The organism is Mycolicibacter engbaekii (assembly GCF_002101585.1).
In the GTDB taxonomy this organism is placed as follows: Bacteria; Actinomycetota; Actinomycetes; order Mycobacteriales; family Mycobacteriaceae; genus Mycobacterium; species Mycobacterium engbaekii.
Window position 1 is genome coordinate 200443 of the sequence record NZ_LQOT01000076.1, and the last position, 25715, is coordinate 226157.

At 69.6% G+C, this 25715-nt stretch carries 29 protein-coding genes; 19 read left to right on the forward strand and 10 right to left on the reverse strand.

The features are described 5' to 3' along the window. From AWC02_RS20345 to AWC02_RS20390, 10 genes are all read left to right on the forward strand, one after another. Window positions 1–714, forward strand: coding sequence for a ribonuclease HII (locus AWC02_RS20345; protein WP_085130611.1), 714 nt, complete (start codon window positions 1–3; stop codon window positions 712–714). Further along, window positions 711–1016, forward strand: a complete 306-nt coding sequence (locus tag AWC02_RS20350) for a DUF2469 domain-containing protein (RefSeq protein ID WP_012393608.1) — start codon at window positions 711–713, stop codon at window positions 1014–1016. Before AWC02_RS20345 ends, AWC02_RS20350 begins: the two co-directional genes overlap by 4 nt. A gap of 42 nt (window positions 1017–1058) precedes the next feature. Further along, a complete protein-coding gene (locus AWC02_RS20355) occupies window positions 1059–1721 on the forward strand; it encodes a GNAT family N-acetyltransferase (RefSeq protein WP_085130613.1) in 663 nt (220 codons plus the stop codon). A 148-nt stretch (window positions 1722–1869) separates the two neighbouring features. Then, window positions 1870–2238, forward strand: coding sequence for a YraN family protein (locus AWC02_RS20360; protein WP_085130615.1), 369 nt, complete (start codon window positions 1870–1872; stop codon window positions 2236–2238). Further along, complete coding sequence (locus tag AWC02_RS20365; protein WP_085130617.1) at window positions 2239–3750, forward strand: YifB family Mg chelatase-like AAA ATPase; 1512 nt, start codon at window positions 2239–2241, stop codon at window positions 3748–3750. Continuing rightward, window positions 3747–4883 carry a DNA-processing protein DprA gene (gene dprA, locus AWC02_RS20370; RefSeq protein WP_085130619.1) on the forward strand — a complete coding sequence of 379 codons (1137 nt, stop codon included), beginning with the start codon at window positions 3747–3749 and terminating at the stop codon, window positions 4881–4883. Before AWC02_RS20365 ends, dprA begins: the two co-directional genes overlap by 4 nt. Window positions 4884–4924: 41 nt before the next feature. Further along, entirely contained in the window at window positions 4925–5794 is an 870-nt protein-coding gene (locus tag AWC02_RS20375; RefSeq protein WP_085130807.1) for a siderophore-interacting protein, read from the forward strand. A gap of 4 nt (window positions 5795–5798) precedes the next feature. Next, window positions 5799–6959, forward strand: a complete 1161-nt coding sequence (locus AWC02_RS20380) for an alpha-hydroxy-acid oxidizing protein (RefSeq protein WP_085130621.1) — start codon at window positions 5799–5801, stop codon at window positions 6957–6959. A gap of 33 nt (window positions 6960–6992) precedes the next feature. Beyond that, the gene (locus tag AWC02_RS20385; RefSeq protein ID WP_085130623.1) at window positions 6993–7892 is read left to right on the forward strand and encodes a tyrosine recombinase XerC; all 900 of its coding nucleotides are present in this window, start codon (window positions 6993–6995) and stop codon (window positions 7890–7892) included. Then, window positions 7889–8755: an alpha/beta fold hydrolase gene (locus AWC02_RS20390; RefSeq protein ID WP_085130625.1), complete on the forward strand. Its 867-nt coding sequence runs from the start codon at window positions 7889–7891 to the stop codon at window positions 8753–8755. Before AWC02_RS20385 ends, AWC02_RS20390 begins: the two co-directional genes overlap by 4 nt. Here the strand turns inward: AWC02_RS20390 and AWC02_RS20395 are convergent. Continuing rightward, complete coding sequence (locus AWC02_RS20395; RefSeq protein ID WP_085130627.1) at window positions 8752–9246, reverse strand: M23 family metallopeptidase; 495 nt, start codon at window positions 9244–9246, stop codon at window positions 8752–8754. The genes AWC02_RS20390 and AWC02_RS20395 overlap by 4 nt on opposite strands. A 236-nt stretch (window positions 9247–9482) precedes the next feature. On the opposite strand from AWC02_RS20395, the gene rpsB reads away from it, so the two are divergent. The 3 genes from rpsB to AWC02_RS20410 all read left to right on the forward strand — a co-directional run bounded on the left by rpsB (window position 9483) and on the right by AWC02_RS20410 (window position 12698). Then, window positions 9483–10310: a 30S ribosomal protein S2 gene (gene rpsB, locus AWC02_RS20400; RefSeq protein WP_046320154.1), complete on the forward strand. Its 828-nt coding sequence runs from the start codon at window positions 9483–9485 to the stop codon at window positions 10308–10310. Window positions 10311–10325: 15 nt separating this feature from the next. After that, a complete protein-coding gene (tsf, locus tag AWC02_RS20405; RefSeq protein WP_085130629.1) occupies window positions 10326–11141 on the forward strand; it encodes a translation elongation factor Ts in 816 nt (271 codons plus the stop codon). 144 nt (window positions 11142–11285) lie between these two features. After that, window positions 11286–12698: an amidase gene (locus tag AWC02_RS20410; protein WP_085130631.1), complete on the forward strand. Its 1413-nt coding sequence runs from the start codon at window positions 11286–11288 to the stop codon at window positions 12696–12698. A 37-nt stretch (window positions 12699–12735) separates the two neighbouring features. On the opposite strand, the gene AWC02_RS20415 is transcribed toward AWC02_RS20410, so the two are convergent. From AWC02_RS20415 to AWC02_RS20450, 8 genes are read right to left on the reverse strand one after another with little or no spacing between them, the layout of a single operon-like run. Then, window positions 12736–13167: a MarR family winged helix-turn-helix transcriptional regulator gene (locus AWC02_RS20415; protein ID WP_085130633.1), complete on the reverse strand. Its 432-nt coding sequence runs from the start codon at window positions 13165–13167 to the stop codon at window positions 12736–12738. A gap of 38 nt (window positions 13168–13205) precedes the next feature. Next, window positions 13206–14684 (reverse strand): hydrogenase large subunit, encoded by a 1479-nt coding sequence (locus tag AWC02_RS20420; RefSeq protein ID WP_085130635.1) that lies wholly within the window; start codon window positions 14682–14684, stop codon window positions 13206–13208. Beyond that, window positions 14684–16150, reverse strand: coding sequence for a proton-conducting transporter transmembrane domain-containing protein (locus tag AWC02_RS20425; RefSeq protein WP_085130637.1), 1467 nt, complete (start codon window positions 16148–16150; stop codon window positions 14684–14686). The genes AWC02_RS20420 and AWC02_RS20425 overlap by 1 nt, the downstream gene beginning before the upstream one ends. Next, a complete protein-coding gene (locus tag AWC02_RS20430; protein WP_085130639.1) occupies window positions 16150–16812 on the reverse strand; it encodes a hypothetical protein in 663 nt (220 codons plus the stop codon). Before AWC02_RS20430 ends, AWC02_RS20425 begins: the two co-directional genes overlap by 1 nt. After that, the gene (locus AWC02_RS20435; RefSeq protein ID WP_109561104.1) at window positions 16809–17762 is read right to left on the reverse strand and encodes a respiratory chain complex I subunit 1 family protein; all 954 of its coding nucleotides are present in this window, start codon (window positions 17760–17762) and stop codon (window positions 16809–16811) included. Before AWC02_RS20435 ends, AWC02_RS20430 begins: the two co-directional genes overlap by 4 nt. A gap of 5 nt (window positions 17763–17767) precedes the next feature. Then, window positions 17768–19711, reverse strand: a complete 1944-nt coding sequence (locus AWC02_RS20440; protein ID WP_419179298.1) for a proton-conducting transporter transmembrane domain-containing protein — start codon at window positions 19709–19711, stop codon at window positions 17768–17770. Continuing rightward, window positions 19708–20187, reverse strand: coding sequence for an NADH-quinone oxidoreductase subunit B family protein (locus tag AWC02_RS20445; protein ID WP_085130645.1), 480 nt, complete (start codon window positions 20185–20187; stop codon window positions 19708–19710). The genes AWC02_RS20440 and AWC02_RS20445 overlap by 4 nt, the downstream gene beginning before the upstream one ends. Then, window positions 20184–20513 (reverse strand): ArsR/SmtB family transcription factor, encoded by a 330-nt coding sequence (locus AWC02_RS20450; protein ID WP_109561105.1) that lies wholly within the window; start codon window positions 20511–20513, stop codon window positions 20184–20186. The genes AWC02_RS20445 and AWC02_RS20450 overlap by 4 nt, the downstream gene beginning before the upstream one ends. 177 nt (window positions 20514–20690) lie before the next feature. Between AWC02_RS20450 and pyrH the strand changes: the two genes are divergently transcribed. The 4 genes from pyrH (at window position 20691) to rlmN (ending at window position 24086) form a co-directional block, all read left to right on the forward strand. Then, window positions 20691–21443, forward strand: a complete 753-nt coding sequence (gene pyrH, locus AWC02_RS20455; RefSeq protein ID WP_085130649.1) for a UMP kinase — start codon at window positions 20691–20693, stop codon at window positions 21441–21443. A 65-nt stretch (window positions 21444–21508) separates the two neighbouring features. Beyond that, complete coding sequence (gene frr / locus AWC02_RS20460) at window positions 21509–22066, forward strand: ribosome recycling factor (RefSeq protein WP_085130651.1); 558 nt, start codon at window positions 21509–21511, stop codon at window positions 22064–22066. A 22-nt stretch (window positions 22067–22088) separates the two neighbouring features. Beyond that, window positions 22089–22952: a phosphatidate cytidylyltransferase gene (locus tag AWC02_RS20465; protein WP_085130653.1), complete on the forward strand. Its 864-nt coding sequence runs from the start codon at window positions 22089–22091 to the stop codon at window positions 22950–22952. A 24-nt stretch (window positions 22953–22976) separates the two neighbouring features. Further along, entirely contained in the window at window positions 22977–24086 is a 1110-nt protein-coding gene (rlmN, locus tag AWC02_RS20470) for a dual-specificity RNA methyltransferase RlmN (RefSeq protein WP_085130655.1), read from the forward strand. A 21-nt stretch (window positions 24087–24107) separates the two neighbouring features. Here rlmN and AWC02_RS20475 read toward each other — a convergent pair whose 3' ends face one another. Next, complete coding sequence (locus AWC02_RS20475) at window positions 24108–24362, reverse strand: DUF2631 domain-containing protein (RefSeq protein WP_046322185.1); 255 nt, start codon at window positions 24360–24362, stop codon at window positions 24108–24110. Window positions 24363–24523: 161 nt separating this feature from the next. On the opposite strand from AWC02_RS20475, the gene AWC02_RS20480 reads away from it, so the two are divergent. Together AWC02_RS20480 and AWC02_RS20485 are read left to right on the forward strand one after the other, a co-directional pair. Continuing rightward, window positions 24524–25363 carry a helix-turn-helix transcriptional regulator gene (locus tag AWC02_RS20480; RefSeq protein ID WP_085130809.1) on the forward strand — a complete coding sequence of 280 codons (840 nt, stop codon included), beginning with the start codon at window positions 24524–24526 and terminating at the stop codon, window positions 25361–25363. Beyond that, window positions 25317–25712: a VOC family protein gene (locus AWC02_RS20485; protein ID WP_085130657.1), complete on the forward strand. Its 396-nt coding sequence runs from the start codon at window positions 25317–25319 to the stop codon at window positions 25710–25712. The genes AWC02_RS20480 and AWC02_RS20485 overlap by 47 nt, the downstream gene beginning before the upstream one ends. Window positions 25713–25715: the final 3 nt, after the last annotated feature.

Sequence of the window (25715 nt, forward strand, 5' to 3'; positions counted from 1 at the left end):
ATGGCTCCGGCCTGGCCACCGCGCCCGGTGATCCGTCGCTCGCCGGGGCTGCGCACACTGGAGTCGGCGCTGTACCGCAGTGGGCTCGGTCCGGTCGCCGGTGTCGACGAGGTGGGTCGGGGCGCCTGTGCCGGTCCGCTGGTGGTGGCCGCCTGCGTGCTCGGGCCGGGCAAGCCTGCGGCACTGGCAGCGCTCGACGACTCCAAGAAGCTCACCGAAAAGGCCCGCGAACAGCTGTTTCCGCTGATCTGCAGGTACGCACTGGCCTATCACGTGGTGTTCATCGAACCCGCCGACGTCGACGCGCGTGGGGTGCATGTCGCCAATATCGAGGGAATGCGCCGCGCGGTGGCGGGCCTGGCGTTGCGGCCGGGCTATGTGCTCTCCGACGGGTTCCGGGTGCCGGGGCTGCCCATGCCCTCGCTTCCGGTGATCGGGGGCGACGGTGCCGCGGCGTGCATCGCTGCGGCGAGCGTGCTGGCCAAGGTCAGCCGGGACCGGTACATGGCCACCCTGGATGCCGACCATCCCGGTTATGGCTTCGCCGAGCACAAGGGGTATTCCACTGCGGCGCACACCGCGGCGCTGGCAGCGTTGGGACCGTGTAGCCAGCATCGTTTCTCGTACGTCAACGTGCGGAACGTGGCGATGGCCGGTGCAGCGGCGACTGGGACAATGGGGACGAACCGAGCAGAAGGACGGCTGAGCAGATGAGTGCCGAAGATCTCGAGAAGTACGAAACCGAGATGGAACTCTCGCTGTACCGCGAATACAAGGACATCGTGGGGCAGTTCAGTTACGTCGTGGAGACCGAACGGCGCTTCTACCTGGCCAACAGCGTCGAGATGGTGCCGCGCAACGCCGACGGTGAGGTGTATTTCGAGCTTCGGCTGGCCGACGCCTGGGTCTGGGACATGTACCGGCCCGCCCGGTTCGTCAAGCAGGTGCGGGTGGTCACCTTCAAAGACGTCAACATCGAAGAGGTCGAAAAGCCCGAGCTGCGGCTTCCGGAGTAAACACCGCAGCGGTCCCGCCGAGTTGGGTCTACGCTGGCTCGCATGACCGCTGTCGACCGTGCCGTCTCCCGCCGCGAAATCACAGACGCCCTGCTCAAGGCCATGGAGCGTCGCCATGAGGTGCTCGATGTGATCGTCGAATCCGACGACCGCAGTTCGGCCGTGCAGGCCATCGCGGAGCTGCTCGGCGTCTCGCCGCTGGGCTGCGAAGCGGTCATCGGCATGTGCTTGGACCAGCTGACCAAGGACGCGCGGAGCCGGATCGCCGATGAACTCGACGACCTCAACAACGAGCTGACGTTCACCCTTGGGGATCGGCCGGCGAGTTCTTCGGACTCCCTCCAGCTGCGCCCGTTCGGTGGTGACGATCGCGACATCTTCGCCTTGCGCACCGCCGACGTCGGCGCCAGCGGAGACGGGTCCGGCGGCCCGGCCGGTGGTCTGGACGACGAGATCAACTCGGGCTTGTCGCGGGTCGACGACGAGGACGCCGCATGGCTCGTCGCCGTCGCCGGCGGGCAGAAGGTGGGCATGGTCTTCGGCGACCTGCACCACAACGAGGTCAATGTGCGGATCTGGATCCACCCCGAGCATCGCAAGAAGGGTTACGGCACCGCTGCCTTGCGCCGTGCCCGCAGCGAGATGGCCGCCTACTTTCCCGGCGTGCCGCTGATCGTGCGTGCACCGGGGGCCCACGCCGGATAAGCCGGCCGACCCGCCCGGTCGCCCTACCGGCGAGGGTCCTGCTCGTCGCTGTGGATGAAGCCGGCACTGGGGATAACCGCCGCTGAGACAGTGGATTTGGCAACCGGCGGGCGCGACGCTGTCGGGGTGGTGACCCACCCTGACCGGCATGACAACCAGGACTCGCGCCGCGCTGGGGGCGCTCGGAGAACAAGCGGCCGTCGACTACCTGATCGGCCAGGGGTGGTCGATTCTGGCCCGCAACTGGCGCTGCAGGTATGGCGAACTCGATGTCGTCGCACACCATCCTGCGGCGCGCGCTGTGGTCTTCATCGAGGTGAAGACCCGCACCGGTGACGGCTTCGGCGGGCTGGCCTACGCCGTGCCGCCGGAGAAGGTGCGCAGGCTGCGCCGGCTGGCCGGCGTCTGGCTGGTGGGCCAGCCATACCGGTGGGAAGCGGTCCGCCTCGACGTGATCAGGGTGCGGATCGGTCCGGGCAACGGAGTGCAGATCACCCATCTGCAGGGGGTGGGCTGAATGGCGCTGGGACGGGCGTTCTCGGTCGCGGTGCGCGGCCTGCACGGGCTGATCGTGGAGATCGAAGCGGACATCACCTCGGGGCTGCCCGGGGTGCACCTGGTGGGCCTGCCCGACGCCGCTCTGCAGGAGTCACGCGACCGCGTGCGGGCGGCGATCACCAACAGCGGCCAGCGTTGGCCCGCGGCCCGGCTCACCCTGGCGCTCTCGCCGGCGACGCTGCCCAAGATGGGCTCCGTCTACGATGTCGCGCTGGCCGCGGCGGTGCTCGCCGCGGAACGCAAAGCGTCGTGGTCACTGCTGGACAAGACCGTACTTCTGGGGGAACTCGCGCTCGACGGGCGGGTGCGGCCGGTCCACGGGGTGCTGCCGGCGGTGCTGGCCGCCAAAAACGACGGCTGGGCTGCTGCGGTGGTTCCGGTGGACAACCTCGCCGAAGCCAGCCTGGTGGACGGCATCGATGTCTACGGCGTGGCGACGCTGCGCCAACTGTACGGCTGGCTGCGGGGGGCGGCACGGCTGCGGGACCGCGTCGCCACGGCGGCTCCGGTGGCCGAGCCGGCCGCCGACCTCGCCGAGGTGGTCGGTCAGGCCCAGGCCCGGTTCGCCGTCGAGGTGGCTGCCGCCGGCTCGCATCATCTGCTGCTGACCGGGCCGCCCGGAATCGGGAAAACCATGCTGGCCCAACGTCTTCCCGGCCTGCTGCCACCGTTGACCGAAAGCGAGTCGCTGGAGGTCACCGCCATCCACTCGGTTGCGGGCATGCTGTCGGACAGCGCACCGCTGATCACCCGGCCGCCCTTCATCGCGCCGCACCACAGCTCAAGCGTCGCGGCACTGGTGGGAGGGGGCTCCGGTATGGCTCGGCCCGGCGCGGTGAGCCGCGCGCATCGAGGGGTGCTGTTCCTCGACGAGTGTGCCGAGATCCGGGTCAGTGCCTTGGAGGCGCTGCGAACACCGTTGGAAGACGGCGAGATCAGGCTTGCCCGGCGCGACGGAGTGGCCTGCTATCCGGCTCGCTTCCAATTGGTCATGGCGGCCAATCCGTGCCCGTGCGCACCGGCCGATCCCCGGGACTGCACCTGCAAGGCGATGGAGAAGCGGCGCTACCTCGGCCGGTTGTCGGGTCCGCTGCTGGATCGGGTCGATCTGCGGGTGGAGATGCATCCGGTCCGGGCGGGTGCGTTCTCGGCCGACGACGGGGAGTCGACGGCGGCGGTGCGGGCACGGGTGGCCCACGCGCGTGCCGCGGCCGCCCAGCGCTGGGGGCCGCACGGCTTTCGCACCAACGCCGAGGTCAGCGGGGCGTTGCTGCGACGCAGGTTTCGGCTCAGCAGCCAGGCGATGGCACCGTTGCGCACCGCGCTGGACCGCGGGCTGCTGTCGATCCGGGGGGCAAACCGTACCCTGCGGGTCGCGTGGACCCTGAGCGATCTGGCGGGGCGGACCGCGCCCGGGCCCAACGAGGTCTGCGCCGCCCTGAGCTTTCGTCAGGCGGGACGGGGCCGATGAGCGCGGGGGACAGCGTCTTGCGGGCCTGGGCATACCTGTCCCGGGTCGCTGAGCCACCGCGCGCGGACCTGGCGGCATTGGTCGGCCGGGTCGGCCCGGTCGAGGCGGCAGAGCGGATCCGCCGTGGTGCGGTCGAACCGGAGCTGGCCCGGCACACCGAGTTCCGGCGTGATCTCGATGTCGCCTCTGACGATCTGGAGGTGCTGGCCCGGCGCGGAGGCCGCCTGATCACCCCGGACGACGACGAGTGGCCGACGCTCGCGTTTGCCGCATTCAGCGGCGCCGGCGCCGCGGCAACCCCGGACTGCCGGCCGCCGCTGGTGCTGTGGGCGGTGGGCCCGGCACGCCTCGATGCCGTCGCGGAGCGGGCCGTGGCGATCGTCGGAACTCGAGCGGCAACGTCCTACGGGGAAACGGTGGCCGCGGAACTGGCCGCCGGAGTGGCCGAACGCGACGTCGCAGTGGTGTCCGGCGGCGCGTACGGAATCGACGGGGCAGCCCACCGCGCCGCGCTGGCCGCGGACGGAACGACGGTGGCGGTACTGGCCGCCGGAGTCGACATCGCCTATCCGGCAGGCCATTCCGCATTGCTGCAGCGGATCGGTGCGGCCGGTCTGCTGGTCACCGAATACCCGCCCGGGGTCCGCCCTGCCCGCTACCGTTTTCTGACCCGTAACCGGCTGGTGGCGGCTCTGGCCGGACCGACGGTGGTGGTGGAGGCCGGGATACGCAGCGGCGCGGCCAACACCGCCGCGTGGGCACGGCGGCTGGGCCGGCCGGTTGCCGCAGTTCCCGGGCCGGTCACGAGCGGGGCCTCGGCAGGCTGTCACGTGCTGCTGCGCGGCGGTGCCGAGGTGGTGACCCGGGCCGGTGACGTGATCGAGCTGGCGGGCCGGGTCGGCGAGCTGGCCGAGGATCCGCCCCGGCCGGCCACGCCGCTGGACGGGCTCAGCGCCGACCAGCGTCAGGTCTATGAGGCGTTGCCCGGCCGCGGTGTGGTCACCGTCGATCAGGTCGCCCGGACAGCCGGGCTGGCCCCGGCGCAGGTGCTCGCGCCGCTGGCGATGCTGGAGCTCGCCGGTCTGGTGCAACGGCGCGACGGCAGCTGGGGGATCGTCCGCGGCCGCCGGTAGCTCGTATAGTCGGCTGGGGCAGGCCGATGAACGGAGGCAGCGTGGCGGGGCGACCGGTTCACACTTTCGAAGTTGTCCGAACCGAACGTGCTTCGGCGCACATGATTCGAGTGGTTTTGGGCGGCAGTGGTTTTGACACCTTTGCGCCCAGCGATTTCACAGATTCGTACGTCAAGGTGCTCTTTGTGCGCCATGAGGTCGACGTGGACGCGCTGCCGCGCCCGTTGACGCTGGACAGCTTCGACGGACTGCCCGAGGAGCACCGCCCCGTGATCCGCACCCTGACGGTGCGGCGGGCCGATTCGGCGAGCCGGGAAATCGCTATCGATGTCTCGGTGCACGGTGACCACGGTGTTGTCGGCCCGTGGGCCCGCAGTGCGCAGCCCGGAGATGCGGTGTACCTGATGGGTCCCAATGGCGCCTACGCACCCGACCCCAGCGCCGACTGGCATCTGCTGGCCGGTGACGAGAGTGCCCTGCCGGCCATCGCCGCGGCGCTGGAGGCACTGCCGGCCGGTGCGGTCGGAAAGGCGTTCATCGAAGTGGCCGGCCCCGAAGACGAGATCGCCTTGGACGCGCCGGAGGGAGTCGAGCTCTTCTGGCTGCACCGTGGCGCACGTGCCGACCTGGTGGGCCAGGAACGGGCCGGGGACAACGACCCGCTGATCGAGGCGGTCACCACCGCCGCGTGGCTGCCCGGCCGGGTTCAGGTGTTCATCCACGGCGAGGCCCAGGCGGTCATGCACAACCTTCGGCCCTATATCCGCAAGGAGCGCGGGGTCGACGCCAAGTGGGCGTCGATCTCCGGTTACTGGCGGCGTGGTCGCACCGAGGAGACCTTCCGGCAGTGGAAGAAGGAACTCGCCGCCGCCGAAGCTGCCGAGGCCGCCGGCGCAGAGCGCGGGGCATGAGGCCATGGCATTCGGGGACTACCAGTTCGAGATCTACCTGCAGGGCCTGGCCGGGGTGTTGCCGTCGCTTCCGATGACGTACACCGAGTTGGAGGCCAAAGCCGCTGCAGCCCTTTCCCCCTCGGTGTGGTCCTATGTGGCCGGGGGCGCTGGTGACGAGCGCACTCAGCGGGCCAACGTCGCGGCTTTCGACAAGTGGGGGCTCATACCGCGGATGTTCGTCGGCGCCGCCGAGCGGGACCTGTCCGTCGAGATGTTCGGACTGCGGCTGCCGGCGCCGGTCTTCATGGCTCCGATCGGCGTCATCGGCATCTGTGCCCAGGACGGACACGGTGACCTGGCCAGTGCGCGCGCGGCGGCCGCCACCGGCGTGCCGATGATGGTGTCCACCCTGACCGCCGACCCGCTTGAGGACGTCGCCGCCGAATTCGGGGATACCCCGGGGTTTTTCCAGCTGTATACCCCCAAGGACCGGGAGCTGGCGGCCAGTCTGGTGCAGCGCGCTCAGGGCGCGGGCTACCGGGCGATCGTCGTCACCCTCGATACGTGGGTTCCGGGCTGGCGACCGCGGGATCTGGCCACCTCGAACTTCCCGCAGCTGCGGGGTCACTGCCTGGCCAACTATTTCTCCGACCCGGTGTTCCGCGCAAGCCTGGCCCAGCCGCCGGAGGAGAACCCGCAGGCCGCGATCCTGTCCTGGGTGCAGACCTTCGGTAATCCGCTGACCTGGGCTGACCTGCCGTGGCTGCGGTCCTTGACCGACCTGCCGCTGATCGTCAAGGGCATCTGTCACCCCGACGATGTGCGGCGCGCCCGCGACGGCGGTGTGGACGGCGTGTACTGCTCCACGCACGGCGGTCGTCAAGCCAACGGGGGACTACCCGCCCTGGACTGCCTGCCCGATGTGGTGGCCGCCGCCGACGGGATGCCGGTGCTCTTCGATTCGGGGGTCCGGACCGGCGCCGACATCATCAAGGCCCTGGCGCTGGGGGCGACCGCGGTCGGCATCGGCCGGCCCTATGCCTATGGACTGGCGCTGGGCGGGACCGCCGGAATCGTGCACGTGCTGCGCTCGCTGCTGGCCGAGGCCGACCTGATCATGGCGGTGGACGGGTATCCGTCACGGGTTGATCTCACCCCGGAAACGTTGCGGCGCGTCACCTGAGGCTGCGGGCAACCGGTCTGAGAGCGTGGCCCGGTGGACGCGATTCTCGATGAGTTCGACCAGTACCTGGCTTTGGAGCGGGGCCGGTCGGACCACACCCGGCGCGCCTACCTCGGCGACCTGCGATCGCTGTTCGGGTTTCTCGCCGAACGCGGACATAGCCGCATCGATGAGCTGAGCCTTCCGCTGCTGCGCAGCTGGCTGGCCACCCAGGCCGGCGTCGGCGCGGCCCGCAGCACGCTGGCACGGCGCACCTCGACGGTCAAGACCTTCACCGCCTGGGCGGCGCGCCGCGGACTGCTGACATCGGATCCCGGGGCTCGCCTGCAGCTGCCGAAATCCCACCGCACACTGCCGGCGGTGTTGCGCCGCGACCAGGCTCAAGAAGTGATGGATGCCGCGAAATCCGGTGCCCAACAAGAAGACCCGCTAGCGTTACGGGACAGATTGATCACCGAGTTGCTGTACGCCACAGCGGTACGGGTCAGCGAACTGTGCGGACTCGACATCGATGACGTGGACAGCTCCCGGCGGGTGCTGCGGGTGGTGGGCAAAGGCAACAAGCAACGGACCGTGCCGTTCGGGGAGCCCGCCGCCGAAGCCCTGCAAGCGTGGCTCGGGCGCGGGCGACCGCCGCTGGCGACCGCCGAATCCGGCCCGGCGCTGCTGCTCGGCGCCCGCGGCGGGCGCCTTGATCCCCGCCAGGCCCGCACCGTGGTGCACCAGACCGTCGCCGCGGTGGGTGGCACACCAGACATGGGTCCCCACGGGCTGCGCCATACCGCGGCCACGCACCTGCTGGAGGGCGGGGCAGACCTGCGGATCGTGCAGGAACTGCTCGGGCACTCCAGCCTGGCCACCACCCAGCTCTACACCCATGTCACGGTTGCCCGGCTGCGTGCCGTGCACGATCAGGCCCATCCGCGAGCGTGACCGTGCGGGAATTCGTCGACCTCCCCTCAGCGCGGGTCTCCTACCTCGACTTCCGCCCCGACGACCCGTCGGCCGGCACCGTGGTGCTGCTGCACGGCGGCGGCACCGACAACGCGGCGCTGTCCTGGGGTGCTGTCGGACCGCGGCTGGCCGCCGGCGGCTTTCGGGTCGTCGCGCCCGATCATCCGGGTTGCGGTGCCAGTCCGCTGCCCGACTGGCGGGTGACGCAGCAACGGCTGGTGGCCTACGTCGGGGAGTTCGTCGACGCGCTCGGCCTGGACCGCTACGCCATCGGCGGCCTGTCGCTGGGCGGGGGACTGACCATCGGCCATGTGCTGGCACGGCCGCAACGCGTCGCCGGGGCGGTGCTGCTGGACAGTTATGGGTTGATGCCGCGGCTGCACGGCGGACGACACCTGCTGGCCTGGGCGATGCAGCGCACCGGCGCGCTCGATCTGGCCACCCGCGCGATGGCGACCAACAGTGCGGCCCTGGCCTGGAGCCTCAAATCCCTGATCCGCGACCCGGCGCAACGCACCCCGGAGCTGGTCGCGGAGATCGTCGCGGCCGCCCGCCAGCCCGGGTTCACCGCTTTCGAGCAATGGCAGCGCAATGAGATGTTGTGGAACCGGTTGAGAACCGACTACACCAGGCGACTGGCGGACATCGCGCGGCCGGTGCTGATCGTGCACGGTGACCGGGATGTCGGCGTGCCGGTGTCGCGTGCGCGCGCGGCCGCTGCGCTGATCCCGCACGCCGAGTTGAAAGTCATCGCCGGTGCCGGCCATTGGGTCCAACGGGACCAGCCCGAGGCCGTCGTTGCCGTGATGACCGATTTTCTGCGCCGGGTGCTGGCGTCCTAGCCGCTCGACAGCGGCTTGAGCCGAATCGGCGTCGAGGCCAGTAACGCCAGCGGGTCGACGTAGTCGGCGCGGGACGCCGGACCCCACATCGCGCCCCAATGCAGGCAGGCCGGCGCGGCGCAGCCGGGATGGCCGGGCTCCACCGTGCCGAGCACCGATCCCGCGGCCAGCAACTGTCCGGCCCGCACCTTCGCCGAAACCGGCTGGTAGCTGGTGCGCAGCCCGCCGGGATGGTCCAGCGACACCACCGGCTGCCCACCGGACCGCCCGGCGAACACCACTGTCGCGGCCCCCGGGGCGTACACCGGCTGGCCCGGCTCGGCGGCCAGGTCCACGCCCCGGTGACCGCGCCGCCAGTCCGGGCGAGGTGCGTCGAACGGCCGCACCACCGCCGGGCGCGGTCGCAGCGGCCAATCCAGCCGGATCGGGCTGCCCACCGCCGGCGGGGCGAGCAGTAAGCTGGCGGCCAGCAACAACGCCGCAAATCGCATGCCCCCAGTGCACCCGGCGGCCCCGAAACCGGCCAGTCACCGCTGTGGACAAAGCACCTGTTGGGACGGTGTAAACTCGGCTACGCAGTTCGCGTCAAGCGGACTAACTTCGCGTGTCTGCACCACAACCGGATGCCGGATGGTCCCCGACAGGGGTCCGGTATCTCAGCAGGCACCAGGGCCCGGCCTCACCCGATGCCGGGCGACAACCGACACTAAGAAAGCTGGATACAGCCATGGCCGTAGTGACCATGAAGCAGCTGCTCGACAGCGGCGCCCACTTCGGGCATCAGACCCGTCGTTGGAACCCCAAGATGAAGCGGTTCATCTTCACCGACCGCAACGGCATCTACATCATCGACTTGCAGCAGACGCTGACGTACATCGACAAGGCGTACGAGTTCGTCAAAGAGACCGTCGCCCACGGCGGTTCCATCATGTTCGTCGGCACCAAGAAGCAGGCGCAGGAGTCGGTCGCGGCCGAGGCCACCCGGGTCGGGATGCCCTACGTCAACCAGCGCTGGCTGGGCGGCATGCTCACCAACTTCTCCACCGTGCACAAGCGTCTGCAGCGCCTCAAGGAGCTTGAGGCCATGGAGCAGACCGGCGGTTTCGAGGGACGCACCAAGAAGGAAATCTTGATGCTGACCCGCGAGAAGAACAAGCTGGAGCGCAGCCTCGGCGGTATCCGCGACATGGCCAAGGTGCCCTCGGCCATCTGGGTCGTCGACACCAACAAGGAGCACATCGCCGTCGGCGAGGCCCGCAAGCTGGGCATCCCGGTCATCGCGATCCTGGACACCAACTGCGACCCCGACCTCGTCGACTACCCGATCCCGGGCAATGACGACGCGATCCGCTCGGCGGCGCTGCTGACCAAGGTCATCGCTTCCGCGGTGGCCGAGGGGCTGCAGGCCCGGGCAGGTCAGGGCAACGGTGCGGGCAAGGCTGAGGCCGACGCGGTTGAGCCGCTGGCCGAGTGGGAGCAGGAGTTGCTGGCGGGCGCCACCACCTCTGCACCCGACGCCGCCGCCGGCGCCGACACCACCACCGACGCATCGTAGGAAAGGCACACCACAGTGGCGAACTACACCGCTGCCGACGTCAAGCGGCTTCGGGAACTCACCGGCTCAGGCATGATGGACTGCAAGAATGCGCTGGCCGAGAGCGACGGCGACTTCGACAAGGCCGTCGAGGTGCTGCGCATCAAGGGCGCCAAGGACGTCGGCAAGCGCGCTGAGCGCGCCACCGCCGAAGGCCTGGTCGCCGCCAAGGGCGGCGCCCTGATCGAGTTGAACTCCGAGACCGATTTCGTCGCCAAGAACGCCGAGTTCCAGGCGCTGGCCGAGGAGGTCGTGACCGCGGCCGCCGCGGCCAAGACCGACGACGTCGAGGTGCTCAAGGCCGCGAAGGCCGGCGACCGCACCGTCGGCGAGGCGATCGAGGCGCTGTCGGCCAAGATCGGCGAGAAGCTTGAGCTGCGCCGGGTCGCCTACTTCGACGGCAACGTGGAGACCTACCTGCACAAGCGGGCCTCCGACCTGCCGCCGGCCGTGGGCGTCCTGGTCGAGTACGAGGGCTCCAACACCGAGGCGGCCCACGCCGTGGCGCTGCAGATCGCCGCGCTCAAGGCCAAGTACCTCACGCGTGACGACGTTCCCGCCGACCTGGTGGCCAACGAGCGCCGCATCGCCGAGGAGACGGCCAAGGAGGAGGGCAAGCCCGAGGCTGCCCTGCCCAAGATCGTCGAGGGCCGGGTCACCGGCTTCTTCAAGGATGTCGTGCTGCTGGAGCAGTCCTCGGTGTCGGACTCCAAGAAGAGCGTCAAGGCGCTGCTGGAAGAGGCAGGCGTGACCGTGACCCGCTTCGTGCGGTTCGAGGTCGGCCAGGCCTAATCTCCGGTCGTAGAGAAATCGCCGCCACGCCCGTTTCCGGGCATGGCGGCGATTTTCGTTGGGGCATAAGTGCATCCGACCGCCGGAGCCGGGCAGTGCCGAGTCGGCACAGCGCCGCCCTGCCCGTCGACTAGTGTCACCGGCATGCAACTTGTGCACGCCTTCGGCGACGACGCGCTCGGCAACTCCGACGCGCTCGGTCTGGTCGAACGACTCCAATCGGGCGAGGTGTCGCCCGTCGAACTCGCCGAGGCCGCCATCGCGCGCGCCGAAGCGGTCAATCCCGAACTCAACGCATTGGCCTACCGGGCGTTCGACCAGGCACGGGATGCCGCCAAACGGGGTGGCTCCGGGCGTTTCCATGGTGTGCCGACGTTCGTCAAGGACAACGTCGACGTCGCCGGGATGCCGACCATGCAGGGCACCGACGCCTGGCAGCCGCACCCCGCCGCAGCCGACGGCGCCTTCGCCGCGCTGTACCGCAACACCGGGCTGATCGCCCTGGGTAAAACGCAGCTGAGCGAGTTCGGTTTCAGCGCCTCGGCCGAGCATCCCCGGCTCGGTGCGGTACGCAACCCGTGGAACACCGACTACACGGCCGGGGCGTCGTCATCGGGGTCGGCGGCATTCGTCGCCGCCGGCGTGGTGCCGATCGCCCATGCCAACGACGGTGGCGGGTCCATCCGCATCCCGGCGGCCTGCAACGGCCTGGTCGGGCTCAAGCCGTCGCGGGGCCGGCTGCCGCTGGACAAGGATCTGCGCGCCATGCCGCTGCGGATCGTCTTCAACGGGGTGGTGACGCGTTCGGTTCGGGACACGGCAGCCTTTTACGCAGAAGCCGAACGGATCTCGCGCAACCCCCGGCTGGCGCCGATCGGCGACGTCCGGGGGCCGAGCACCCAGCGTCTGAGGGTCGCGGTGACCACCGAGTCGATCGCCCGGGAGACGTCGCCGGAGATGCGCGAGCTCACCTTGAAGACCGCCGCGCTGCTCGAGGAACTCGGCCACCACGTCGAATACCTGGACCAGCCGCCGGTTCCGGCGAGCTTCGCCGACGACTTCCTGCTCTACTGGGCATTCCTGTCCACAGCCTTGGTCAAGGGCGGCCGACGGATGTTCGGCCCCAGCTTCGACCGCACCCGGCTGGACAATCTGACGCTGGGACTGGATCGCCATGCCACCCGCCAGCTGTACCGGCTGCCGCTGGCGGTCGCCCGGTTGGCCTCGGTGCGCCGGCGGCACACCTCGCCGTTGTACGGCGACTACGACGTTGCGCTCACCCCGACGCTCGCCCACGAAACCCCGCGGGTGGGCCACCTGGACCCCACCGCCGACTACGAGCAGATCATCGACCGGCTGATGGACTGGGTGACCTTCACTCCGCTGCAGAACGTGACCGGTGAGCCGGCGATCTCCTTGCCGCTGGCGCAATCGGCTGCCGGGTTGCCGGTGGGCATGATGTTCAGCGCACCGGTCGGGCAGGAGGCCCGCCTGCTGGAGCTGGCCTATGAGCTCGAGGCCGCCAAACCCTGGCACACGATCGCCGAACGCGCCTAAGCGGCACCCGCCGGCACGGCGCAGCGGAACGCCGGCATCAACCCGGCGTGCACTCCGCGCCGATCCGCTCCAGCATCTCCCGCAGCCGATGCTGCTCGGATGTGCTCAGCGCGGCCAGAACCCTGCCGTCGGCGACGCGCACGGCTTGTTCGGCCTTGGTCAGCAAGTCCCGGCCGGCTTCGGTCAGCGTCGCCGGCAGCGCCCGGCCGGACGGCACCGAGTCCGGGCGGCTCACCGCTCCCCGGTTCTCCAACCGATGCAGCACGGTGTTCATCGCCTGGGGCGTGACTCCGGCGTGGCGGGCAAGTTCGGCGCTGGACAGCCCGGGGCGCAGCGACAGCACGCGCAAACAGGCGAACTCCGGCAACGTGAGACCCAGCGGTCCCAGTACTGCGGTCACCTGCGGTCGCAGCGCTGAGCTGGCCCGATACAGCAGGTAACCCAGCGGGGCGCTGTCCACGTCAATCATCCAAATATCCTGACATACAGGGGCTCTGCGCCCAGCAGCTACAGATCGTTTCCGGCATACGACAGGTTGAAGCTCTTGTTCGTCAGCGGGAAGTCCGGGACGATCGTGTCCGCCATCGACACCGGCAGTGCGGGCCAGTTGAACCACGACGGATCCACGATTTTCGCGCGGCGGAGCAACCCGTCTGCCCCGACCTCGACCCGGTGCACAATGCTGCCGCGCCAGCCCTCGACGATGCCGATCCCGCTGCTGATTCCCGCTACCGCAGGAAGGGGTTCCCGCACCGCGATCGGGCCGGTGTGGTTGTCGATCAGGGTGCGGCACAGGGCCACCGATGCCGCGAATTCATCGCGGCGAACGCTGTAGCGGGCCAGTACATCACCCCCGCTCGCCGTTACCTCGGTGATCGGAAGCTCGGTGGTGGGGTGGTCCAGGCGGGCATCGGTGACAAGTCCGCTGGCCCGCGCCACGTACCCGAGGGTGCCCATCGCCAGGGCGTCTTCGCGGTGCAACACCGAGGTCCCGGCGAACCGGTCGTAGATGATCGAATTGCCCAGCGTCAGCTCGGCGATCTCAGCGATGTCGTCGGCCAGCGCCTGCAGCCGATCCGGATCGGGGAGGGCCTGTAGCGCAACGCCTCCGGGGCTGATCGCGCCGCGCAGCAGCCGGTGGCCGCACACCTGGTCGTTGATGCGCAGCACCAGTTCGCGGACCCGCAGGGCGTGGGAGTTGGCCAGGCCGAAACCCACATCGTTGGCCAGGGCGCCCAGGTCGGCCGCGTGGTTGTAGAGACGCTCGAGTTCGATGAGCAGAGCTCGCAGCCGGTGCACGGCATCGGGCAGGTCGACGCCGAGGGCATCCTCGACAGCCAGGCTGTGCGCGAGGGCGTGGCCGGCGGAGGTATCGCCACTGATCCGTTCGGCCAGATCGACTGCCGCGCCGGCGATACGGCCCTGGAACAGCCGCTCGATTCCGCGGTGCACGAACCACAGGCGCGCTTTGAGTCGCAGCACCGACTCGCCGACAACCGAGAACCGGAAGTGGCCCGGCTCGATCAGGCCGGCGTGCACCGGCCCGACCGGAATCTCGTAGACCCCGGCACCCTCGACCGTCAGGAAGGGAAAGTGATCCGCGGCAACAAAATCGCCCGGATTCCCGGCGTCGTTGCGCATCGGATGCCAATCCGGAGGCCAATGCGCGTGCCGGACCAGCCGGCGCGGTTGGGGATGGCCCAGCGGGGTGATCCCGTACAGATCGAGTATCTCGCGTTCGAAGCGGCCGGCCTGGAACGACAGCCGCGCCAGCGAAGGGATCACCGGGTCCGTCGCGGGCACGGTCAGGGTCAGCTCGGTACGGCGGTCTGGGCGGCCCGCGAGGAACAGATACACCACCCGCAGGGCGTCGCCGTCGTCGTGGGCGGCCATCAGGGCGAGCCGGAAGCCGTCGGTCAGCAGATCGGTTGCCGCACCGACGAGCTGGTCGGCGGTGATCGCGTGCCTGCGGGTGATCGGAGCCATCAGCGGACTCCGAGTTGAGTTGCGGCGGTGTCGAACAAGCCGGACAGCGGGCCTGCGGTCACCCCGAGGGCCAGCGACAGCACGACGCCGGCGACCAGCGCACCGGCGACCGTCACCGGCACCCGGATCGCCGGACTGCCGGCGTCCGGGCTGCCCAGCAACATCCGGCCGGAGTTGCGGACCAGCGCGGCGAACGCCACTACCAGCGCCACCATGGCCAGGCCCAGCGCCCAGGCCAGCCGGGCGTCGGCCAGCGCGGACGCGATCGCCACCTCGCTGGCGAACATCGCGAACGGCGGCAGCCCCAGCAGGATCACCATCCCGGCGGCGAACGCACCGCCGACCAGCCGTGACCGGCCGAGTACGGCGGTGATCTCGCCGATGGCCGTGGTGCCGTGGGCGGCCTGCAGCTGCCCGCCGGCCAGGAACAGCACGGTCTTGCCGACACCGTGGGCCGCGACGTGCAGCAGCAGTGCGGTGATCGCCAGCTGCGTGCCGGCAGCCGCGGCAATCGCGATCAGGCCCATCGTCTCCATCGACGAGTAGGCAAGCATCCGCTTGAGATCGCCCGTGACGCTGAGCAGCAGGGCCGCGATCAGCAGCGTCGCCAGTCCCGCCGCCAGCAGTGCGTTCCGCAGGTAGCCAGGCCCGACCGCGACATCGATGATCGGTTTGATCCGGATCAGAACCGAGAACGCGACGGACAGCAGCACCCCGCTCATCAACGCCGACACCGGCGCCGGGGCCTGACTGTGCGCATCGGCGAGCCAGGTGTGAAACGGCACCAGGCCCATCTTCGCGCCGTAGCCGATCAGCAACAGTGCACCGGCCAATCGGGTCACCGCCGGGTCGAGGGCCCCGGCATGGGCGGCCAGCACGTCGAGATTCAACGCGTCCTCGCTGCCTGCCCCGGCGTGCAACGCGGCGAAGTGCAACAGCACCGTTCCCAGGAAGGCGATGGTGATGCCCACCGAGCACACCATGACGTATTTCCAGGTGGCTTCCAGGGCGGCCCGGCTGCGCTGGTGGCCGACCAGAAACGCGGTGACCACCGTGGTGGCCTCCACCGCGATCCACACCACGCCGATGTTGTTGGCCGACACCGCAAGAGCCATCGCCGCCAGGAACGCCGGGGTCAGAATGCCGTACAGGCGTGCGCCACGCGCATCGGTGTGCCCGTTCGCCAGCTCGGCATCGATGTAGCCGATACTCGCCCAGGTGGCCAGGCTGCCGACGACGCCGATGACGATCAGCATGGTCGCCGAGAGCGCGTCGGCGCGCAGCAGGCCGTCCACCGCCAGATGGGGGCGGTCGCCGACCTGGAAGCCCAGCGCGGCACCGCATCCGAGGATCGTCAGAGCCGATACCACGGTGGCGGCGGCGGTCAGCCTGCGCCAGCCGAGCGCCAGCGCACACAGCGTTGCCAGCACCGGTGCCAGCAGGGGAAGCAGGATCAGAGCAGTCATCAGTCGCGCAGCTCCCGCAACAGGTCCAGATCCACACCGCCGAAGGCTTTGCGCAGCGCTCCGGTCAGTACGCCCAGGACGATCACGACGAACAGCACGTCCAGCGAGGCGCCGAGCTCCACGATCAGCGGGACGCCGGCCGTAAGCAGGAAAGCGGTTGCGGCGATCCCGTTGTCGAGCATCAGCAGCCCGACCGCCTGGGAGATGGCATGGCGGCGGGTCGCCATGATGAACAGTGCGATCAGCACCGTGGCGATGGCCGCCGGGGCGGCGTTGGTCGAGGTGCTGGGCGCCAGCGCGACCACCGGTTGGGCGATGGTGAAGCCCGCCACCACCAGCGCGGTGACCATCAGCAGCGCGGCGGTGGTACCGACCAGCGGCGCCGATTCCCGGCGTTCGGCTCCCAGTGCCCGGTGCAGCAACCCCGGCAGTACAACGGCCCGCACCGCCAGCACGCCGACACCCACCATCAGCAGGGCCCGATCATGCTCGTACACACCGCGAATCACCGGGATGGCGGCCAACGCGATGCCTTGGGCGACCAGCAGGCGGCGTACGACCACCGACAGGTCCCGGTGCCAGACGGCCAGCACCGCGGCCAGCAGCACGCCACCGGCAGCCAGGTCCAGCATGTTGACGTAGTTCATCCACGCGTCGTTCATCCGGCCGCCTCGGTGAAGAAGTTCGCCGCCGTCACCGCCAGCAGTGCCAACACGAAGGAGCCGGCGAGCAGTTCGGGTACCCGGAACAGCCGTAGCTTGGCGAGGAACACTTCGACGCCGGCCATGGCTGCGGCCAGGACGGCCACTTTGAGTGCGATCGCCGCCGCCCCGAGGACGACGTCGAGCGCACCGGGGTGCGCGCTGGCGATGCCCCAGGGCAAGAACAGGTTTGCCAGCAGCGCCAGCAGCACGGTCAGGCGCATGCCGCTCGCCCATTCGACCAGCGCCAGCTTCGGCCCGGCGTATTCGAGCACCATGGCCTCGTGCACCATCGTCAGCTCCAGATGTGTCGATGGGTTGTCCACCGGCAGCCGGCCGGTCTCGGCGACGATCACGATGACCAGCGCGACGAACGCCAGCGCGCTCGCCAGGGAGAGCACCTGTCCGGGCTGCTCGCTGGTATGCCCGACGATGGCACCCAGATTGGCCGAGTTCGCCGGGATCGACAATGCGAACACCGCCAGCAGGATGGTCGGTTCCACCAGGGCGGCGATGGTGATCTCCCGGCTGGCGCCCATTCCGCCGAAGGCTGTCGCGGTGTCGATACCGGCCAGGGTCAATGCCACGGTGCCCAAAAACAGCAGGCCCACAACGGTGATCAGATCGGCGACCGGGTCCAGTGGTGAACCGGTCGCCACCAGGGGAGCGGTTGCGGCGATCACCAGCGTGGTCGCTGCCAGGGCGGTCGGCGCCGCGGCGAAAACCCAGGTGGTGCCCAGCGGCTTGAGATTCTGCTTGCCCAGCAGCTTGCGTAGGTCACGCCACGGTTGCCAGATCCCGGCACCGGCGCGTCCCTCGGCGCGGGCCCGGACCTGGCGCATCAGACCGACCACCAGGGGGGCGCCGAAGATCACGCCGGTGACCTGGACGATTCCTGCCAGGTAGGCCATGACGTTCATCGCGCCACCAGCATGGCGATCAGCACTCCCGCGGCACCGTAGGCCAGGTAGAGGTGCACGCTGCCGGTGTGGGCACGCCGCACCAGTTGCGCAGCGGCGGCCACGGCCCGCAGCAGGGGGGCATACCAGCGTTCTTCCACGACGTCGGCCACCCGCGTGCGGTAGGCGATCCGGTCCACGTAGTAGCTCGACGGAGCCTGGCGGGTCACCTCGACGGCGGTGTCGGTGCGCAGCACATCATCGAAGACCTGCTGCAGCGGCTGGGCGAACGATGTTGCGGTGTATTGCATCCGGGGGCTCAGATCGTCTGCTCCGCAGGCCCACAGCGGCACCGTGGCGGCGCTGGGGCGGGTGCTCGCACGCCAGCGGGAAGCGATCACGACCACGACGGCGGCGGCGGCCAGCGCGGCGGCCAGCAGCCCCGGGGACATTGAGGCGCCCAGACCGGGCAGGCGCAGGAACGTTCCGAGGTCCGGGGCCGCGCCGGGGAGGGGCAGTGTGTCGAGCGCCGCGCGCAGCAGTGGCCCGACGGTGCCCGGCGCGACGGCCAGCATCAGGCAGGGCAGGGCGGCAAGCGTCATCCCGGCCAGCATCGTGGCCGGCGCTTCGGTGGCCGCTGCCGCGGCATCGCTGCGCGGACGGGCCAGGAATCCGATGCCGAAGGCCTTGACCATGGCGGCCACCCCCAGGCCGGCCGTCAGTGCGACCGCACCCACCGCCAACGGTGTCACCAGGGTCAGGGTGACGTCGTCGGTGGCCCGGGCGTGCATCAGCGACTGGATCAGCAGCCATTCGCTGACGAATCCGGCGCCCAGGGGCAGGCCGGCGGCGCCGAGCGCGGCCACCCCGAAGAGCGCTGTGGTGCCCGGCATTCGGGGGGCCAGTCCGCCAAGCCGGTCCAGGTCGCGCAGGCCGGTGGCGGCCAGCACCGACCCGGCCGCCAGGAAGCCGAGGCTTTTGAACGCACTGTGGGCGAGTAGGTGCAGCAATGCCGCGACCGCGGCGACGGCAGCGGCATCACGCGCTCCGGCACCGGAGAACAACAGGGCCGCGCCCAGGGCCAGGGTGATCAACCCGACGTTCTCCGTCGTCGAGTAGGCAAGCAGCCGTTTGAGGTCGGTCGCCACCGACGCCTGCAGCACGCCGTACAGCGCCGAGGCGCCCCCGGCGATCAACAGCGTCAGACCCCACCACCGGGGGCCCGGCCCGAGCAGTACGACGTCGACACGGATGATCCCGTAGACGCCGAGGCTGACCATGGCGGCACTGAGCAGCGCTGAGACCGGGCTGGGTGCCTCCGGGTGCGCTCTGGGCAACCAGGCATGCAGCGGAAGCAGCCCGGCTTTGGAGCCGAAGCCCAGCAGTGTCAACACGAACACGGTGTTGCGCGCCGGCTCGGGCAGCACGCCGGTGTTGGTGAAGGCGTCGCCGGTATAGGCGGCCAGCACCACCATGCCCACCAGCAGCGCGGCAAAGCCCAACTGTGTCATCACCGCGTAGCTCAGCGCGGCCGAACGGACCTCGGCGCGCTGTTGTTCGGTCAGCACCAACACCAGGGAGGTGAGTGCCATCAGCTCCCACGCCAGCAGGAAAGTGGTCACCGAGCCTGCCGCCGGTACCGCCAGCAGCGAGGCGGCGAAGAGCGGCAGGCCCACCAGCGGGACCGCGCCGTAGCGCTCGTGGCGCGCATAGCCGATCCAATACAGGCCCGCCGCCACTGCCACCGCGCCGGTCAGCGCCATGAAGAAGCCGCCGAGCGCATCGATGCGCAGCTGCACGCCCAGCAGCGGAACCAGCCAATCGATGCGGACGGCGGGCACGGTGGCGAAGGCGCCCGCCAGGCCGATCGCGACTCCGGCGGCACCGACCCCGGCTGTTGCCGCACCGCTGATGGCTGCCGCAACGGCCTGGCGGTGCGGTGCTGCCGGGGTGGTGCTCACCGGCCGGTCACCGACCGTAGGGCGGCGAGGATCTGTTCGGGCCGCGGCGGGCATCCGGGGATCTCGACATCGACGTCGACCACCTCGCCGACGGCGCCCACCGTGCCGTAGGCCTGCGCGAAGACGCCCCGGTTGAGCGCGCAGTCGCCGCAGGCGATGACCTTGCGGGGCTGTGGTGTGGCCGCCAGCGTGTTGCGCAGCGGCTCGGCCATGTTGCGGGTGACCACCCCGGTGACCAAGAGGGCGTCGGCGTGCCGCGGCGAGGCGACCAGTCGGGCGCCGAACCGTTCGGCGTCGTACACCGGGCCGAACGCCCCGGCGATCTCGATCTCGCAACCGTTGCAGGATCCGGCGTCGACGTGGCGGATCTGGCACGATCCCGCGACACCGGCGGGCGGGTCGGCGGCGGCAGGGGGGCGGGCGCCGGCCGGTTCGGTGATGCGGCCCAGCGCACGGATCCGGGTCAGCCAGCTCATTGGCCGGCCCGCAGGTCATCGAGGATGGCGACCTGGTCGGAGAGAAGCCCGGTCAGGGCCTTGCGTGCCACGGCGAGCAGCTCGGTGAGTACGGGCGAGGCGATGGAGTAGACCACTGCGCTGCCGTCCTTGGCCGCCGTCACCACGCCGGCGCGGCGCAGCACGCCGAGCTGCTGCGACAGGTTCGATGCCTCGATCCCGATCTCGGGCAGCAGCTCGCCGACGGAGTGGTCGCGTTCGGCCAGCAGCTCCAGGATCCGGATGCGGGCGGGGTGCCCGAGGGTCTTGAAGAACTCGGCCTTGACCTGATGCAGCGAGTTCGGCACAGCCGAAACCATACCAACCAAAGCATCAATTGAAAAGTTCTTCATATGCTGTAGGGGTGGATGCGGGTGTCGCGACCCCGCGCTGTGTTTGACCTGCCCGGTAGGGCAGGATGAGGATGCCGTCGCGGACGTTAACCGCGATGGCGCTGTCATATCCGCGCAGCCCAAAGGAGCCTGATGACGGAGCCGACGAGTACCGACGAAGGCCGCCCGGCCGGTCGCCGCCCCCGCTATTCGCGGGTGTTGCTCAAGCTCGGTGGGGAGATGTTCGGCGGCGGGCAGGTTGGGCTCGACCCCGACGTGGTTGCCCAGGTCGCACGCCAGATCGCCGAAGTGGTCCGCGACGGTGTGCAGGTCGCTGTCGTAATCGGCGGCGGCAACTTCTTCCGTGGCGCCCAGTTGCAGCAGCGCGGCATGGAGCGGATGCGCTCGGACTACATGGGCATGCTCGGCACCGTGATGAACAGCCTTGCGTTGCAGGACTTCCTGGAAAAAGAAGGTATCGACACCCGGGTGCAGACCGCGATCACCATGGGTCAGGTCGCCGAGCCCTACATTCCGCTGCGGGCACAGCGGCACCTGGAGAAGGGCCGGGTGGTGATCTTCGGGGCCGGCATGGGTCTGCCGTATTTCTCCACCGACACCACCGCGGCGCAGCGGGCGCTGGAGATCGGCGCTCAGGTGGTGCTGATGGCCAAGGCGGTCGACGGGGTGTTCACCGCCGACCCGCGGACGCACCCCGACGCCGAGCTGCTCACCTCGATCACCCACCGCCAGGCGCTCGAGCAGGGACTGAAGGTGGCCGATGCCACTGCCTTCAGCCTGTGCATGGACAATGGCATGCCGATCCTGGTGTTCAACCTGTTGACCGACGGAAATATCGCGCGGGCGGTCGCGGGTGAGAAGATCGGGACACTGGTCACCAGCTGACGGGCGCGATGGGGGATGCCCCCGCAGCGGCCGTGCCACAGCGAAGATAACGAGGAGCGGGGTACATGATCGACGAGGCTCTCTTCGATGCCGAGGAGAAAATGGAGAAGGCCGTGTCGGTGGCCCGTGACGATCTCTCGACCATCCGGACCGGCCGGGCCAACCCGGGCATGTTCTCGCGGATTGTCATCGACTACTACGGGTCGATGACCCCCATCACCCAGCTGTGCAGCATCAACGTGCCCGAGGCGCGCCTGGTGGTGATCAAGCCCTACGAGGCGTCGCAGCTGGGCCCCATCGAGAACGCGATCCGCAACTCCGACCTCGGTCTGAACCCGAGCAACGACGGCTCGGTGATCCGGGTGGCCGTGCCGCAGCTCACCGAGGAGCGGCGCAAGGAGCTGGTCAAGCAGGCCAAAGCCAAGGGCGAGGACGCCAAGGTCTCGGTGCGCAACATCCGCCGTAAGGCGATGGAGGAGCTGCACCGTATCCGCAAAGACGGTGATGCCGGCGAGGACGAGGTCGGCCGGGCGGAGAAGGATCTGGACAAGTCCACCCAGCAGTTCGTGACGCAGATCGACGAGCTGGTCAAGCACAAGGAAGGCGAGCTGCTGGAGGTCTAGGGACCGCCCAGCAGGCACAACCGTGGCCAACCATGACACCGGCGTAGACGCCGCGGTTCCGCAACCGAAGCAGTCGCGAGCCGGACGCAACCTTCCGGCGGCCATCGCCGTCGGCGTACTGCTGGCCGGGACACTGGTCTACACGCTGCTGTTCGCCCCGCGTTTCTGGGTGCTGATTCTTGCGGTGGCCGCGCCGGTCGGCACGCACGAGATCACCAGGCGGCTGCGTGAGGCCGGCTACGACGTGCCGTTCATCCCGTTGGCCCTCGGCGGCCAGGCGATGCTGTGGCTGTCACTGCCGTTCGGGGCCAGGGGAGTGCTGGGCGCTTTCGGCGCCACCGTGGTGATCTGCATGATCTGGCGGCTGGTGCATCGCGGGCTGAACCACACCCCGGTCAACTATCTGCGGGACATGTCGGCGATGATCCTGATCGCCGTCTGGGTGCCGCTGTGCATGAGCTTCGCTGCCCTGCTGGTCTTCCGCGACAACGGACCGGGCCGGGTGCTGTGCCTGCTGTTTCCGGTGGTCTTCTCCGACATCGGCGGGTACGCCGTCGGTGTGCTGTTCGGCAAGCACCCGATGGCGCCGGCGATCAGCCCGAAGAAGTCGTGGGAGGGGCTGGCCGGCTCACTGGTCGCCGGTGTTGCCGCGGCCGTGTTCGCGGTGACGATGTTCCTCGACCGGCCATGGTGGGTGGGCCTACCGCTGGGGCTGCTGCTCGTCTTCACCGGCGTCTTCGGCGACCTCATCGAATCCCAGGTCAAACGGGATCTGGGCATCAAGGACATGGGCCGTCTGCTGCCCGGTCACGGCGGCATCATGGACCGACTCGACGCGCTGTTGCCGGCGGCGGTGGTGACCTGGATCGTCCTAACCGTTCTCTGAGTCACAGGCATACTGGAACCGATCATGACGCCTCAGCTGGTGTTCACCGCACCCAAACGCGCCCTGCCGCCTCGCCACCTGGCTGACCTGGACCCGGCCGGGCGGGCCGCGGCCGTCGCCGAACTGGGCTTGCCGGCCTTCCGTGCCAACCAACTCGCCCAGCAGTACTACGGCAGACTGCTCGCCGATCCGCAGTTGATGACCGACCTTCCGGCGGCGGTGCGCTCCGCGGTGGCCGACGCGCTGTTCCCCGCACTGCTGACCGCTGCCAACGAGATCGAATGCGATTCCGGACAGACCCGAAAAACGTTGTGGCGGGCGCACGATGACACCAAGTTCGAGTCGGTGCTGATGCGCTATCCGCGCCGCAACACCGTGTGCATCTCCTCGCAGGCCGGCTGCGGCATGGCCTGTCCGTTCTGCGCCACCGGGCAGGCCGGGCTGACCCGTAACCTGTCCACCGCCGAGATTCTCGAGCAGGTGCGGTCGGCGGCGGTGACGCTACGAGACAGCGGCGGTGCTTCATCTTCTGGGGCGAGGCTCTCCAACATCGTGTTCATGGGCATGGGGGAGCCGCTGGCCAACTACGCCCGGGTGGTGGCAGCCGTGCGGCGGATCACCGAGCCGCCGCCGAACGGCTTCGGGATCTCGGCGCGGTCGGTGACGGTGTCCACCGTCGGACTGGCCCCGGCGATCCGCAAGCTCGCCGACGAGCGCCTCGGGGTGACGCTCGCGCTGTCGCTGCATACCCCCGACGACGAGCTGCGCGACACGCTGGTGCCGGTCAACAATCGGTGGAAGGTCGCCGAAGTCCTTGACGCCGCAAGCTATTACGCGGACGTGACCGGCCGGCGGGTGTCGGTGGAATACGCGCTGATCCGCGACGTCAACGACCAGCCCTGGCGGGCCGACCTGCTGGGGAAGAAACTGCACAAGGCGCTGGGGCAGCTGGTGCACGTCAACCTGATTCCGCTCAATCCCACGCCGGGCAGCCAATGGGACGCCAGTCCCAAGCCGGCGGAGCGGGAGTTCGTGCGGCGCGTGCGGGCTCAGGGCGTGGAATGTACGGTCCGCGACACCCGCGGACGGGAGATCGCAGCCGCCTGCGGCCAGCTGGCGGCCGAGAACGCCTAGCGGACGCTCAGGCGGGTGCGCTCAGCGCAGCCAGCCGCGGTTGCGGCCGATGATGTCGCGCACGACGACGATCAGGGTCAGCGCGGCGAATCCCAGCAGGAAGTAGTCCTCGACGTGGCCGATGTGGTTTCCGCGCAGCATGAGCAGCAGGAAGCCGACGATGGCGAAACCGACGATGTGCCAGGTCCGGTAGTTGATCGCGCTCCAACCCCACGCCGCAGACGGCACCTCGACGGGGTCGACCCCAGTGTGGCGCTCCACCTCGGTACTGGCCACTTCGACTCCTTCAGTTCGCCTGTGCAACTACTGCGCGACATTCTGACATACCCCCATTCAGCCGATCTACCGTGGACACCATGGCCGAGCACACCGCACGCGCCCCGCGGATCTGGGATTTCGCGACTGCACCGCCCCGCATCGCCCCCGGCGTGGCGTCGATGGTGGGCTATCGCGCGTTCGATGTCCCCGACGGCGTCCACCGCGGAATGCCCTCATCGACGCTGACCTTCATCGTCAGCCTCGACGAGGGGGTGCGCGCGGCCGCATCGCTCGACACCTTGGCCGCCGCACGGCCCGCTCCGGTATTGCTCGGCGGCCTGCATACCCACGCGGCCCGGGTGGCGCAGACCAGCGGGCAGGCCGGGGTTCAGCTGGCGGTGCATCCGCTGGCGTCTCGCGCGCTGTTCGGTGTGCCGGCCGCCGAACTGAGCGTCAGCGACTTCGACGGAGCACCGATGCTGGGCCGGCGGGCGTTGCGCCTGCACGAGCAGGTCGCCGCCGGGCGGTCGTGGCCGGAGGTGTTCGGGGTCGTCTCGGAGTATCTGGCGGAGCAGTATCGCCGGCGGGACGCCGCCGTGCGCCCCGAGCTGATCTTCGCCTGGCAGCTACTGGCCCGCAGCCGGGGCAGGATGCCGGTGGCCCGGGTTGCGGAGCGCAGCGGAATCAGTCAGCGGCATCTGTCCACCCTGTTCCGCCGCGAGGTCGGCCACAGTCCCAAGGCGGTGGCCATGCTGATGCGCTTCGAATACGCGACCGCCCGGCTGGCCGAGGAGGCCCGCCGGCACGGCAGTGTCGACCTGGCCGGTGTCGCGGCCGCGGCCGGATACGCCGATCAGGCCCATCTGAGCCGCGAGTTCGTTCGGTACGCCGGCGTGTCCCCGGGAGCCTGGCTGGCCGAAGAGTTCCAAAACATTCAAGACGGCGGCCACCCCCAGCGGTCACAGTGGGGGCATGACACCTTCGAATCCGACCGTCTGGCTGACCCTGCAAGCGCATGACGCCGCGAAGCTCATCGACTACTACGTCGAGACCTTCGGCTTCGTCGTCGCGGCCCGCTACGGCGAGACCGGCGATACCGTCGCGCACGCCGAACTGCGCTGGCCGGAGGGCGTCGGCGCCATCATGCTCGGCAGTCACAAGCCCGGTAACGACTGGTGCCGCGAACCGGGCACCGCGGGCGGCTACGTCGTCACCAGCGATCCCGACGCGCTGTACCAACGGGTTCTGGAGCACAACGCCGAGGTGGTCATGCCGCTGAGCGACACCGACTACGGCGCGCGCGAGTTCGCGGTTCGCGACCCCGAGGGCAACCTCTGGAGCTTCGGCAACTACGCGGGCGCACAATAGGTG